The organism is Methylomonas montana, from assembly GCF_030490285.1.
Lineage (GTDB): Bacteria > Pseudomonadota > Gammaproteobacteria > Methylococcales > Methylomonadaceae > Methylomonas > Methylomonas montana.
The window spans coordinates 3,390,060-3,402,915 of record NZ_CP129884.1 but is presented as its reverse complement, the minus strand read 5'-3'; the positions used below and the strand labels follow the sequence as shown (position 1 = coordinate 3,402,915).

Below are 12,856 nucleotides of genomic sequence, written 5' to 3'. Positions count from 1 at the left end.
CGTTAGACAGTGATCAGCCGGTTTAACCAGGCGTAACTTGGCGTGATAGGATGAGGCTTCGTTATCCGCAGTTAATAAAATTTTTAAAGAGGCCTGCATTTATGCTGAAACACATCCATCTTCTTTTTGTAGCGATCTTAGTGGTCGCTTTCATTGGTCGAGTACTGCTCGCCGAATTCAAGCCTGAGTTGTTGGCGCAAAAATGGTTGAAGATAACGCCCCATGTGCTTGCGAGTCTGGTGTTGTTGACCGGTTTTGTTTTGGTTTTTCAAGGTAACTGGCTAGCAGGGGATTATGGTTGGATTATTGCCAAATTACTGATTCTGCCGGTTTACATCGGTTTGGGTGTGGTGGCGATACGTCAGCAGGGTCAAAAGCGATGGTTGGCCTTTGCCGGTGCATTGTTTTGCTTGTTTTATATTGCCAAGGTTGCCGTTGCCAAACAGGCTTTTTTCTTCTTTTGAGGTGCGCCGATTGGCCCTTGAGTCCAGAATTATCAACGTTTTCAAGCGCTTTGTTATGTAAAATAAATAATTCTTGACAAGCCATAAAAATCGTAAACTAACGAAAAAAGCTTGTCAGGCTATTTTTAATCGGTTAGTCTCTGAACCTCCTGTCAATACTCAACGTAAGGAGGGTAGGATGCGAAAAGCGAAATGGACGGCCACAATTGGGCTGTCAATGAGTCTAGCGTCTTTTAGCTCTGTAGGTTTAGCGAAAACAGAAAGACATGGTTTGTTTTCCATTGAACAAAGCGGTGTCGCGTCTTATTACAGCGACAAATTGCATGGTCAGCGGACAGCGAACGGTGAGGTTTACGATAAAAATGCATTAACTGCGGCCCATAAGAGTTTACCGTTTGGGACGGTGCTGAAGGTAGTTAACCTAAGCAACAACCGCAGTGTCGAAGTTCGGGTTAACTGCCGAGCGCCTCAGTCCAATAAGCGTTTGCTTGATTTATCCAAGCGGGCGGCTAAGGAGTTGGATTTTGTGCAAGCGGGGTTAGCCAGAGTCAAAATTGAAGTGTTGCGTTTGGGCGAGGCTGCCTAAGCTTAATGTCTCCCATACCCCGCCGCGAAGCAGCTCGGGGTATGGGCTTCAAGCCACTTTCTACATCAGAATGTTTGCCGATAAGTGGCTATGCTAGCTGATCGCTTTAAAGCCAATATCCTTGCGATAATAAACATCCTGCCAGTCGATTTGGCCGCATAATTTGTAGGCTTTTTGTTGCGCTTGCGCAATGCTATCACCCAATGCACAGGCACACAGGACTCTTCCGCCCGCGGTGACAATGGCACCGTTAATTTGTTGGGTGCCGGCATGAAAGACTTTGCAATCATCAGCACTATCGGTTGGCAAGCCGCTGATCAGATGTCCCTTGGCGTAATCGTCCGGATAACCGCCGGCCGCCAATACCACGCCCAATGCCGCGCGCTCGTCCCATTCTGTCACGATTTGATCCAGGGTCTTATTTAAAGCGGCTTGGCAGAGGTCAATCAGGTCGCTTTTCAAGCGCATCATGATCGGTTGGGTCTCCGGGTCGCCGAAGCGGCAGTTGTATTCCAGCACCTTGATGTTGCCGTTTTTGCCTATCATCAAGCCTGCGTACAGAAAACCCGTGTAATCGTTGCCATCTTCACGCATGCCTTGCAGCGTGGGATTGATGACTTCGTCCATCACGCGTTGATGAATTTCCGGCGTAACGACCGGCGCGGGCGAATATGCGCCCATGCCACCGGTATTAGGCCCTTGGTCGCCGTCGTCGCGGGCCTTATGGTCCTGCGAAGTAGCCATCGCCAGCGCATGCTGGCCGTCGGCGATGACGATGAAGCTGGCTTCTTCGCCTTCCAAAAACTCTTCGATCACCACCCGGTGGCCGGCTTCGCCGAAACTATTGCCGGACAGCATGTCTTGCACCGCCTCTATCGCCTGTTGTTCGGATTGGGCGACGATTACGCCTTTGCCGGCCGCCAGGCCGTCGGCTTTAACCACGATCGGCGCGCCTTTGCGTTGGATGTAAGTAATGGCCTGGTTAACGTCGGTAAAGGTTTGATACTCGGCGGTGGGAATACCGTGGCGGGCCATGAAATCCTTGCAGAACGACTTCGAGCCTTCCAGTTGCGCGGCTTGCGCGCTTGGTCCGAAACAAGCCAAGCCGGCGGCGCTGAATTGATCAACAATGCCTTTTACCAAGGGTACTTCCGGGCCGACGATGGTCAAGTCTATGTCTCGGGCTTGAGCGAAATTCAGCAAGCCGGCAATGTCGTCCGCCTGAATATCGACATTGTCGATGCCTGGCTCTAAAGCCGTACCGGCATTACCGGGAGCGACGAATACGTTTTTGACCTTTGATGATTGTTTGGCTTTCCAGGCCAGGGCGTGTTCACGGCCGCCGCTACCGACGATTAAAATTTTCATGGGACTGTGCAGAATAATTAGAAAAATTTTAGGGTCGAATCAGTTTCTGACTTTTCGGGATTCGACCCCGTGTATTGATGCCGTGAATTAATGGGCGTGTTTTTCAATGCCTAAAATGCCGCATCCCGGTCAACACCATCGCAATATTATGCTCGTCAGCAGCGTCGATGACTTCCTGATCGCGCATTGAGCCGCCGGGGTGTATCACTGCGGTGATGCCCGCCGCTGCGGCGGCATCGATGCCGTCGCGGAACGGGAAGAAGGCATCCGACGCCATCACCGAGCCAGGCACTTGCAAACCTTCGTCGGCAGCCTTGATGCCGGCGATTTTCGCGGAATACACCCGGCTCATCTGACCGGCACCGACACCAATAGTCTGACCGTTTTTGCCGTAAACGATGGCGTTGGATTTGACAAATTTCGCGACTTTCCAGACAAACAGCAGATCCGCCAGTTCCTGCTCGGTCGGTGCACGTTTACTCACCACTTTCAGAACAGCAGCGGTAATGCTGCCGGTATCTCTGTCCTGTACCAACAAGCCGCCGCCGACGCGTTTGAAATCCAGCGCAGTCGTGTTGCTGCTTGCCCAAAATCCTGTTTCCAAGACGCGGACATTTTTCTTTTTCGCCAGTGCGTCTTTAGCACCTTCCGAAACGACCGGAGCGATGATGACCTCAACAAATTGACGCTCGGCAATTTCGGTCGCGGTTTTTTCGTCCAGCTCGCGGTTGAAGGCGATGATGCCGCCGAAGGCTGAAGTCGGATCGGTGGCGTACGCCAGGTTGTAAGCGTCGAAGATATTGTCAGCAATCGCGACGCCGCAGGGGTTGGCGTGCTTGACGATTACACAGGCCGGTTGTTCGTCGAAGGATTTGACGCATTCCAATGCCGCATCGGCGTCGGCGATGTTGTTGTATGACAATTCCTTGCCTTGTAATTGCTGGGCACTGGCGATGCTGCCGGCTGGCGGATTTTTCTCGCCGTAAAATGCCGCATTTTGATGCGGATTTTCACCGTAGCGCATGCTTTGCAGGCGGTGGAATTGCAGATTCAAGGTTTCCGGGAAATTGCCGGCATCGACGACCTTGCTTAGATAGGCGGCGATCATGGTGTCGTAGCGGGCGGTGTGCTCGAAGCTTTTCAACGCCAGTTTGAAGCGAGTTTTATAGCTTAAAGCCGTGGCGTTGGCCTGCAGTTCGGCCAAGATGCCGGAATAGTCGGCCGGATCAACCACGATGGCAACGTCATTGTGGTTCTTGGCCGCGCCGCGAATCATGCTGGGACCGCCTATGTCGATGTTTTCGATTGCGGTTTCCAGATCGCAATCCGGTTTGGCGACGGTCTGCTCGAAGGGGTAGAGGTTGACCACCACCATATCGATGGCCTTGATGCCGCTTGCCGCCATTACCGCATCGTCGATGCCGCGCCGGCCGAGGATGCCGCCGTGTACCTTGGGATGCAAGGTCTTCACCCGGCCGTCCATCATTTCCGGAAAGCCGGTGTAGTCCGAGACTTCGGTGACGGCGATATGGTGTTCGGCTAGCAGTTTGGCGGTGCCGCCGGTGGATAATAGTTCTATTCCTAAACTGTTCAAGCTGCGGCAAAATTCCAGTATGCCGGTCTTATCGGAAACGCTGACCAGGGCGCGGGTCACTTTTTTGTTCATGCAAACCTCAAGAAGGGGAAAAGAATAGGGGCGAAATCAGCCGATACTGTAGTGCTCGAGCTTTTTACGCAGCGTGCTGCGGCTAAGGCCGAGGATAATTGCCGCTTTGCTCTGATTGTAATCGCAGTGTTTCAGCGTGGTTTCCAGTAACGGTTTTTCGACTTCGGCCAATACCAAATGATACAAGCCGCTGGAATCGTGGCCGTTTAAGTGGGCGAAGTAATCTTCGACGCAATCACGTACATGGTCCGATAGCGTCTGATCGCTGCCGGTGTCGTTATCGGTGTGATGTGTTCCCATCTAGGCGGCTCGTGGTGTAATCAGGTTGAAAGAGGCGTTGACTAGCGCGAGTTGTTGCACCGCTTGCTGGGCCTGGTTTATTGCCGCCTTCTGTGCGGTAGGCAACGTGCCAAGATGATCGAAGTACCAGCCGATGTGCTTTCGGGCGATTCTAACACCACTGTCGTTGCCGTAAAAACTGTATAAATTTTCCAGATGCTGGTTAACAACCGTTTTGATTTCGGTCAAGGAAAGCGGCAAATAGGATTTGCCATGCAGTTGGGCGTTAATCTCTCTGAAAATCCAGGGTCTGCCTTGCGTCGCTCGGCCTATCATCACCGCGTCCGCGCCGGTGTAATTCAAGACTTGCCGAGCCTTGGCCGCGCTGTCGATATCGCCGTTGGCAATGATGGGAATGTTGACCGCTTGCTTGGCTAGTTTAATGGTGTCGTATTCTGCGTGACCTTCGAACTTACAAGCTCGGCTGCGGCCATGAATGGTTAAAGCCTGAATCCCGCTGCTTTCGGCTATCTTGGCGATTCTGACAGCGTTGCGATTCGCCAAATCCCAGCCCGTACGGATTTTCAGTGTGACCGGGATATCGACTGCTTCGACCACGGCCTCCAGAATACCGCTCACCAAGGATTCGTCTCTGAGCAATGCCGAGCCGGCCGCGACCGCGCAGACTTTTTTAGCCGGACAACCCATATTAATGTCGATAATCCGGGCGCCGCGATCTTGATTGAGTCGCGCGGCGTCGGCCATTTGCCGAGGATCGGTGCCCAGAATTTGTACCGAACGTACACCCTTTTCGCCACTGTAATCGGTTTTTTTCAGCGTTCTCGGATGTTGTTGCAGGCTGCTGTTGGAAATCACCATCTCCGAGACGGTCAATCCTGCGCCGAATTGGCTGCACAATTGTCGAAACGGTTTGTCGGTAATCCCGGCCATCGGCGCGAGTAGCAGATTGTTGGGAAGTTGATATGGGCCGATTTGCATGAAAAGCAGGGCGAGTCAAAAAGGCGGCTAATGATACCCGAAAATGCGTCAGTTAACGATGGCGGATGGAATTTGAAAAGTGCTTATTTTTGTTTGTCAGCTACACATGATCGTTCAGGATTGCTTAATATTGGCCTAATCAAGTAGGCTTGCCAAATTGATTAGGCATGGCAAACGTTATGGACAAACAAAGCACAAATACGGTGTGGCATCACGCCACAGTTACTCGCAGCAGACGCGAGGCGTTAAACGGGCACAAATCGGCTATTTTATGGTTTACCGGACTGTCTGGTGCTGGCAAATCGACATTAGCGCACGCGGTTGAAGAGCGTTTACATCGCTTGAATTGCCGGACTTTCGTGTTGGATGGCGATAACGTCCGTCACGGCTTGTGCGGCGACTTGGGTTTTAGTCATCAAGACCGGCAGGAAAACATCCGTAGAATCGCCGAGGTAGCCAAGTTAATGTTGGAGTCCGGCACAATCGCATTGACCGCGTTCATTTCGCCATTTCGCGCCGAGAGGCAGCAAGCGCGTAACTTAGTACCTCATGGCGATTTTATCGAGATTTATTGCTGCTGCGATTTGGACATCTGTGAGCAACGCGACGTGAAAGGACTTTACAAGAAGGCCAGGCAAGGTGAAATTAAATTATTTACCGGCATTTCGTCGCCGTATGAAGCACCGGAAAATCCGGACCTAAAAATCGATACGGATGCGAACGATTTGGCTACCTGTGTTGATCAGGTGATGAGCCTGCTCGAACGGCGCGGTGTCATCAGAATGTCTTAACCAGTAGGTATACGGCATGAATATCGATGTTTTTAACGGCGATGCAGACGGGATCTGCTCATTGTTGCAGTGGCGGTTGGCGTATCCGGTCGATTCCGTTTTGGTTACCGGCGTTAAACGCGACATCGGGTTGTTGAGCCGGGTGTCGGCGCAGCCGGATGACCAATTGACGGTATTAGATGTGTCATTGGACAAAAATCGTGATGCGTTACGAGTGTTGCTTGAAAAGGGCGTCAGGATTTTTTACATCGATCATCATTTTTCCGGCGAAATTCCCAATCATCCCGGCTTAACCGCGCGGATCGATACCGGTGCGAATGTTTGCACCAGCTTGTTGATGGACGCTTATTTGGGCCGACGCTTTACGGCGTGGGCCGTGACGGGGGCTTTTGGGGATAATTTGGATGATGCCGCTTATCAAGCCGCCAAGGCTCTGAATTTATCGGCGCAGGAATTGCTTCAGTTAAAGCAGCTTGGGGTTTGTATCAATTACAACGCATACGGTAGTTGTGTTGCTGATCTATATTTTGCTCCTGACGTTCTATATAGGCATTTAGGAGGTTATACCTCACCAATTGATTTCATGACGGACAAGGCCGATGTTTACCAGCAACTACTCAGTGGATATGCCGAGGATATGGATTTAGCCAGACAGGTCAGTGCTACACATCAGACGGACAGCATTGCAGTATATATATTGCCCGACGAAAAGTGGGCTCGGCGAGTAAATGGTGTGTGGGGAAATGAATTAGCTAATCGACATCCGGACAAAGCACATGCCATCCTTAGCAGTAACCAAAAAGGCGGTTATCAGGTTAGCGTTAGGGCGCCTTTGAATAATAAAACCGGCGCCGATGAATTGTGTGTTCTATTTTCTGGTGGCGGCCGTAAAGCGGCGGCCGGGATTAATCACCTTGAATATGATCAATTAACTAAATTTATAGAAATTTTTCAATCCCGATATCAATGACTTAAATTTTTTTAAAAATACTTGTGAAGAATCGACTATTAACTGTCTGCATTATTTATACGGCCTTTGTTGTCTATGGCAGTCTAGTGCCGTGGCAATTTAGAAGTTTGCCATTAAACGAAGCATGGTCGCGTTTTCATAATATTCAATATTTGCCCTATGGGGTTTCCACTAGGTCGGATTGGGTAGCAAATATCTTGTTATTCATACCTCTCACATTTCTCTGGCTGACAAGGATTGCCGGTCATTGGCAGTTTCTCGGAAAGATCATGGCAACCGCTCTTATCTTGGGAGTTGGTTTTTTACTTTGTTCGACTATTGAGTTTGCTCAATTATTTTTTCCTCCCCGATCACCGTCGCTAAACGATATAGTCGCTGAAAGTATAGGGGGCGTGCTCGGTGCAGCGGCATGGTGGTTCTTGGGGCAAAGGTTTGCTAATTGGTTAGAGAGTTGGAAAATTAAAAAATCTGACTCGATTCCTTATTTACAGTTCTATTTGGTCTGTATGTTTTTTTACAATGTCATGCCATTGGACTTAACGTTGAGTCCAGTTGAGTTTTACCATAAATGGCATGAGGGGCGAGTCATATTATTGCCTTTTTCCGGTCTAAAGGGGGATGTGGCAAGGGATATATATGATTCTTTGGCCGATATTGCATTGTGGCTTCCAGTTCCCTGGTTGTGGTTAAGGTTTGAGTCGCTAAGCAAGATGCAGGTGCTAAAAAAAGTGTTCTTTGCTGCGGTAATAATTGAATTTTTTCAGTTGTTTGTCTATAGCCGCGTTACAGATGTTACGGACGTGTTACTTGCAGTACTTGGTGGTTCTATTGGTGTGGGTTTGATAGGTTTTAATTCAAAACTATTTGCGCAGATTGATAATAAAGACAACTTGAATAGGTATGAAAAATATTGTTTTTTATATGCACTGCTGTTGTATTTTTTATGGGTCTTTGTGATTATTTCTGTTTTTTGGTACCCCTTTGGTTTTGAATGGGATTATGTAAATTTTTCTAATTTTAGCGACAGATTTTTCAGGATACCATTTTATGCCTATTATTATGGAACTGAGTATAGGGCTATTACAGAAGTGTTTCATAAAATATTGTTTTTTATTCCGCTAGGGGTGATTATTGGACAGGGCGTAAGGTTCATCGTTAATCGGTATAAGTCGATAATGATTGCCTTGGTATTGATTGCCTGTACGTCATTGGTTGTAGAACTCGGGCAGATGTTTTTGCCAAATAAGAATGCCGATATTACGGATGTGGTTTTAGAGATTCTAGGTGGTTATATTGGATTTGTTGTAAGTGCCAATTTGGCGCAAGGGTCTTCTATTAGGCAACAGGTTGAGAATGGCCGGAAATTTGATCGAACTTACATGGCATCAAATTTAAATATCGGTGCTCCGCATATGTTGCGTCGAGATGATGCGTCAAATATCAATAATCTATTTGATGTTCAAAAGATGTGGTTAGTGTTTTGGGCTGGAACAGCAATTCCAATTATTGGGGCATTAATGTTTATTAGTGGCTTCGAATCGGTGCCTTATAACGTCAGAGAGTTATTCTCTGTCGATTATCCAATTATTAGCGCATTGGGTCTAACTATATTAATATATTGGTGTTTTTCGTATCCTCTATACTCTTTAATGAGGGTAGTAAAAAAAAATAAACTGGAAGTTTTTTTTTGTGTCAAAGTTGTAATGTTTCATTCTTTGGTGGCTTGGCTGTTGGTAAGAGCTATTATTCCAATCGAAAGCATACATGATATTTTAGGTTCCCCTATTTTGAGTATTCCTGTGGAATTGGAGTTAGTGCTTCGGTTTGTTGCTTTGTTCAGTGTTTATTCTTTGATGACGCTAGGTGCGACGCATGCCGCGCTTTTGTTCGTGGTTTCCGGTCGAGAGTTTGAAAGGCTATTCTTTTTAGGCGCTTTTTGGCTATTGCTACTGTTGCCTGTTGATTACTGGGTTGTTGTGATTAAGGCTGCTACTGACAATTTAACAGAGCTAATGGTCAATGATGGACATTCATTTTCAGTAATTAATTTATGCATCTATTTTTTCTTGGTTGGATGGCTAGGTGCATCTATATCTACTTTAACGATTTCTCATAACATTCGCCGAGTTGCCATTGTCGGTTTTGTCTTTTTGGTGTCCTTTCCATTAGGTTACCAATTATTGAGTTGGGGAACAGAGCAGTTTATTTTTAAATACGATACGGTTTTTTCAGCGCTAAACTTTTTATTAAGTGCCGATAGAAATAATTTTGTTTCTGACAATGTATTAAAATTGAGATTTTTTATCGTCCATTTGGGTTTGGTGTCGATGATGGTTATAACTCAAGTTCCTGTGCGCATGATATTTAAAAATATATAGTTAATATAGGTTTGTAAGTGTTCTGTGACTTTTGATTATAGTTTACTATTAAATTTTTCAACGTGGTAGTAAGGGGTTTCAGTTTGATGTCTATAAAAGTCGTTTTTCTGATTTTTATTTTTTTATCGGCAATTACAAAGGCTGAAACGCTTGATGTTAATAATCGCGCTGAAAAAATTGTTGTCAATAGTAAAAATAATACGGATAAAATGCCGGTTGTTTCAGATGAAAATCAAGATGATACAAGAAATAGCGGGTTTGAAAAGGCAACTGATAGCTTAATGCATAATTCAGAAATGAGACACGAAGCTCCTTTCATGGCTAGCTCTCCCCGTCAGTCGGCAACCAGTGAGTTTCCTACATCGCAGGCGATGATTTCGGAGCAACAGTTTGGGAATCTGGGCTTTAATTCAAATTCGCCAGTCGTTCATCTGGGAAATAAGGGCATTAGCGATGATAAACAGAATGATAAAAATCCGGATTTTTCGTATAAAAATATAGTCGAAGATGTGCGAGTAGGCTTGGGTGAGGATGTTTACGGTAAATTGACTTGGATGTATTACGACATCAAAGAATTAGATGCATGGATATATGAAAATGTGATGAGCTATGAGTCCGGCGAGAGTAATCTAATGGGTGAGTTTTGGCAATTTATTGGCGTTGATGCCCAAGTAAACGCGATGATTATTTTTGGAGGTGGCCAAGTGTTCGCTGGTGACGCGGCTGGCTTTCAACATGGTGTTAGTCAAAGGCGAGGTAGTGAGTCGCATAGTAAGGTAGTATTGGATTTGTCTTCTCAAAATCCGGTAAATATAGAGGTTGTCGAAAATGGATATTTCAAGTTTGTGATGAAATATTTGACCATCAAAAATTTTATATATTTTTTGCTTAGTATATTGGGGGCTGGTCTAATTTTACGAATATTTAGATTTTTTGTGAAACAGGATTTAAGTTAGAAGGGGACCTCGAAATACCGGCAAAATTGCCGCAGGTTCTGGGTATTCAGTTTATGCTCAAAGCAGAAAACAGATTTGGCGCCTTATTTTCACCCTGTTTGGGGCTGTTTTTATCCTGAAATCGCCATTTTTGACGATTTCAAGCGCACTATGCCTGTCAGAAGGCAAAAGCAGGCTTAATGCCGCCGGTCCTTAAACTGCAGAGGCGACGCAAATTATAAGTGGCCACCTTGAAGTTCAGTTGTAATGTGGCGCGAGCTAGCCCAATACTTCGCAAGCCTTTGCCGCCCATCTGTTCCAAACTGGCAAACACATGCTCAACCCGGACACGTGTTTTGGCAATCCGCGTATTGCGCCGCTTTTGGCAGTCGGATAGCGGTTTGCCTTTGGCCGCCTTGCGTTGGATATGCACCCGAAGACCTGACGCTTTGATTCGCGCTTCACGTTCTTTGTCCACATAGCCTTTGTCAGCATACAGTTCACGGCCGGTATTACTGCTCTTAAAGAAAGTATTGTCACTAACCTGCATATTGACATTCTGGGTGTCTGAAAAAAAATTTCACGACATGTGGGAGTTTCTGTAAGTGATGCATGGCAGATTGAACGAGTTTCTTTAATTCGATTTTATTTTCCGGCATCTGCTTGGCCACGCGTGGTTTGATATAACCCCACACTTGTTCGTCCGGATTCAGTTGTGGCGCATATGGCGGCAGAAAGGCCAACTGCAACCGGCCTTGCTGTTGTTCCACAAACGTTTTGACGATCTTAGCCTTGTGAATCGGATGGCCGTCGACGACCAAGATGATAGGCTGTTCGGCACCGCGCAGCAGACGTTTCAGGAATTCGATAAACACGTCGGCGGTGACGTTGCCTTCCTGGACCATAAAGCGAAAATCGCCCCGCGCACTGACCGCAGAGATCAGATTCAAACCATATCGCCGCCCGGTCGCCTTCACGGTCGGCGTCCGACCGACCGGCGCCCAGGTAGTACCGGCATGAAAGTCAGAACGTACGCCGGCTTCGTCGACAAAATAAATCACTGCACCCGTGCGTTTGGCTTCGGCTTTCAAGGCAGGAAACTCCTCCGACTGCCATTTTTCCACCAAGACCGGGTCCTGCTGCCAAGCCCGATACAAGGGTTTTTGCGGCGTAAACCCCAGCAACCGCATGATCCGTCCCACACTCGGCGCGGTCAGGCGTTTGCCAAACTGGCGATAGATGACTTCCCCGATGAGCGACAAGGTCCACAAGCCAAACTCCAATTTCATTTGCCAGGGTGTTTTGTCCCGCACGGTCTCGGCGATCCAGCGCATTTCGTCGGGCGTCACCAGCGGTGGGCGGCCCGTAATTTTCTTGGCCAGCAGGGCATTTTGACCGCCGGTTGCAAAGTCGGACAACCACCGAAACACCGTGCGAATGTTGACGCCCATCGCTGCCGCCACACTGGCCGCCGTCTGCCCATTTTTCACCGCTTTGACCGCCTGCTGTCGCATCACTTGCAGAGTATGGTGATCAATTTCCCGGCCGTCTGAATCTCGTTTACATTTCATGGGTATATTATCCCGCGAATATGACTTAACTTATTTTAAGAGCAGTAAAAGTGTCCAGCACCTCATCCAGATGCAAGGTATCGTGCTCGCTGGCCGTGCTGACTTTAACTTTATGAATCAGCTTGTATCGCTTATCCACGTTGGCTGACAACTTGTATCCGAAATACGATTTGCCATGCTTTTTTGTCCACATCGCATCGATGTCTTTTTGCCGACGCTTGGCGGGTGACCAGTCGATAGGCATGGCCTGCTCTTCGATCAGGGCTTTCTCGCCTTTAGGCCGATGCTGCTTGGGCGCGGGCACGATGCTGGCATCAATCATTTGGCCACCACGCGCCAGATAGCCGTGCTTATCTAATTCCCGATTCGCGGCTTCAAAGATCGTTTCACTGGCTCCCGCCGCCATCAGCCGCTCACGGAACGTCCAGAACGTGGTACCCACAGGGCATAAATGCGATCAGGGATTTGGCTGCTGTGCCTTAGCCCGGCAAACCGTTGGAAACTCAAACGATCCAGCAATTGAAATTCCAGTTGTTCGTCGCTGAGGTTGTACAGTTGCTGCAATAACAACGTACGAACCATGATTTCGGTCGAAAACGGCGGACGACCGCCGCGCTCCCGACTGGGTCGGGGTGCCGCTGCATCAATCGCAGCGGCTAAGGCGGCGAAATCGACATGCTCTTCCAGGATTTGAAGAACATCACCTAACTTGTTCAGCTTGGTTTCTCGTTCTTCGGCGGCAAACAGGCTTTCTTTGATCATGGGCTTTAATCCGGTGGAAGATGAGGCTATTTTCTCATGAGTGTCGGTTTTTCGAGGTGCCCTGAAGTGCGAGAGATGATACTGGTT

The 12,856-nt window shown here is 48.0% G+C and carries 12 protein-coding genes and 1 pseudogene; 6 read left to right on the top strand and 7 right to left on the bottom strand.

From position 1 onward, the window contains the following. The first annotated feature begins 50 nt into the window (after positions 1 to 50). Both QZJ86_RS15655 and QZJ86_RS15650 read left to right on the top strand, forming a co-directional pair. Positions 51 to 464: a SirB2 family protein gene (locus QZJ86_RS15655; RefSeq protein ID WP_320415826.1), complete on the top strand. Its 414-nt coding sequence runs from the start codon at positions 51 to 53 to the stop codon at positions 462 to 464. A gap of 178 nt (positions 465 to 642) precedes the next feature. Then, the gene (locus QZJ86_RS15650) at positions 643 to 1,050 is read left to right on the top strand and encodes a septal ring lytic transglycosylase RlpA family protein (protein ID WP_301671402.1); all 408 of its coding nucleotides are present in this window, start codon (positions 643 to 645) and stop codon (positions 1,048 to 1,050) included. Between the two features lie 93 nt (positions 1,051 to 1,143). On the opposite strand, the gene purD is transcribed toward QZJ86_RS15650, so the two are convergent. The 4 genes from purD to dusB all read right to left on the bottom strand — a co-directional run bounded on the left by purD (position 1,144) and on the right by dusB (position 5,362). Beyond that, a complete protein-coding gene (gene purD / locus QZJ86_RS15645; RefSeq protein WP_301671400.1) occupies positions 1,144 to 2,418 on the bottom strand; it encodes a phosphoribosylamine--glycine ligase in 1,275 nt (424 codons plus the stop codon). Positions 2,419 to 2,521: 103 nt separating this feature from the next. Continuing rightward, the gene (gene purH, locus QZJ86_RS15640) at positions 2,522 to 4,084 is read right to left on the bottom strand and encodes a bifunctional phosphoribosylaminoimidazolecarboxamide formyltransferase/IMP cyclohydrolase (RefSeq protein ID WP_301671399.1); all 1,563 of its coding nucleotides are present in this window, start codon (positions 4,082 to 4,084) and stop codon (positions 2,522 to 2,524) included. 36 nt (positions 4,085 to 4,120) lie between these two features. Beyond that, the gene (locus QZJ86_RS15635; protein ID WP_301671398.1) at positions 4,121 to 4,384 is read right to left on the bottom strand and encodes a helix-turn-helix domain-containing protein; all 264 of its coding nucleotides are present in this window, start codon (positions 4,382 to 4,384) and stop codon (positions 4,121 to 4,123) included. Beyond that, a complete protein-coding gene (gene dusB / locus QZJ86_RS15630) occupies positions 4,385 to 5,362 on the bottom strand; it encodes a tRNA dihydrouridine synthase DusB (protein ID WP_301671397.1) in 978 nt (325 codons plus the stop codon). A 179-nt stretch (positions 5,363 to 5,541) separates the two neighbouring features. Here dusB and cysC point away from each other — a divergent pair, with 179 nt between their 5' ends. The 4 genes from cysC to QZJ86_RS15610 all read left to right on the top strand — a co-directional run bounded on the left by cysC (position 5,542) and on the right by QZJ86_RS15610 (position 10,457). Beyond that, positions 5,542 to 6,153, top strand: a complete 612-nt coding sequence (cysC, locus tag QZJ86_RS15625; RefSeq protein WP_301671396.1) for an adenylyl-sulfate kinase — start codon at positions 5,542 to 5,544, stop codon at positions 6,151 to 6,153. Between the two features lie 16 nt (positions 6,154 to 6,169). Continuing rightward, on the top strand, positions 6,170 to 7,123 hold the full coding sequence (locus QZJ86_RS15620) for a DHH family phosphoesterase (RefSeq protein WP_301671395.1): 954 nt from the start codon (positions 6,170 to 6,172) through the stop codon (positions 7,121 to 7,123). 23 nt (positions 7,124 to 7,146) lie between these two features. After that, complete coding sequence (locus QZJ86_RS15615) at positions 7,147 to 9,501, top strand: VanZ family protein (RefSeq protein WP_301671394.1); 2,355 nt, start codon at positions 7,147 to 7,149, stop codon at positions 9,499 to 9,501. Between the two features lie 86 nt (positions 9,502 to 9,587). Continuing rightward, a complete protein-coding gene (locus QZJ86_RS15610; protein WP_301671393.1) occupies positions 9,588 to 10,457 on the top strand; it encodes a hypothetical protein in 870 nt (289 codons plus the stop codon). 157 nt (positions 10,458 to 10,614) lie between these two features. Here QZJ86_RS15610 and QZJ86_RS15605 read toward each other — a convergent pair whose 3' ends face one another. The 3 genes and pseudogenes from QZJ86_RS15605 to QZJ86_RS15595 all read right to left on the bottom strand — a co-directional run. Further along, the gene (locus tag QZJ86_RS15605; protein WP_301671392.1) at positions 10,615 to 10,986 is read right to left on the bottom strand and encodes a transposase; all 372 of its coding nucleotides are present in this window, start codon (positions 10,984 to 10,986) and stop codon (positions 10,615 to 10,617) included. Continuing rightward, complete coding sequence (locus QZJ86_RS15600; protein WP_301671391.1) at positions 10,976 to 12,007, bottom strand: IS630 family transposase; 1,032 nt, start codon at positions 12,005 to 12,007, stop codon at positions 10,976 to 10,978. Before QZJ86_RS15600 ends, QZJ86_RS15605 begins: the two co-directional genes overlap by 11 nt. Before the next feature lie 49 nt (positions 12,008 to 12,056). Then, positions 12,057 to 12,769, bottom strand: a pseudogene (locus QZJ86_RS15595) (IS5 family transposase); the annotation flags it as partial. Between the last annotated feature and the right edge of the window lie 87 nt (positions 12,770 to 12,856).

Coding starts and splice junctions, on each gene's coding strand:
- QZJ86_RS15655 (WP_320415826.1), top strand. CDS start 51: ATGAGGCTTCGTTATCCGCAGTTAATAAAATTTTTAAAGAGGCCTGCA.
- QZJ86_RS15650 (WP_301671402.1), top strand. CDS start 643: ATGCGAAAAGCGAAATGGACGGCCACAATTGGGCTGTCAATGAGTCTA.
- purD (WP_301671400.1), bottom strand. CDS start 2,418: ATGAAAATTTTAATCGTCGGTAGCGGCGGCCGTGAACACGCCCTGGCC.
- purH (WP_301671399.1), bottom strand. CDS start 4,084: ATGAACAAAAAAGTGACCCGCGCCCTGGTCAGCGTTTCCGATAAGACC.
- QZJ86_RS15635 (WP_301671398.1), bottom strand. CDS start 4,384: ATGGGAACACATCACACCGATAACGACACCGGCAGCGATCAGACGCTA.
- dusB (WP_301671397.1), bottom strand. CDS start 5,362: ATGCAAATCGGCCCATATCAACTTCCCAACAATCTGCTACTCGCGCCG.
- cysC (WP_301671396.1), top strand. CDS start 5,542: ATGGACAAACAAAGCACAAATACGGTGTGGCATCACGCCACAGTTACT.
- QZJ86_RS15620 (WP_301671395.1), top strand. CDS start 6,170: ATGAATATCGATGTTTTTAACGGCGATGCAGACGGGATCTGCTCATTG.
- QZJ86_RS15610 (WP_301671393.1), top strand. CDS start 9,588: ATGTCTATAAAAGTCGTTTTTCTGATTTTTATTTTTTTATCGGCAATT.
- QZJ86_RS15605 (WP_301671392.1), bottom strand. CDS start 10,986: ATGCAGGTTAGTGACAATACTTTCTTTAAGAGCAGTAATACCGGCCGT.
- QZJ86_RS15600 (WP_301671391.1), bottom strand. CDS start 12,007: ATGAAATGTAAACGAGATTCAGACGGCCGGGAAATTGATCACCATACT.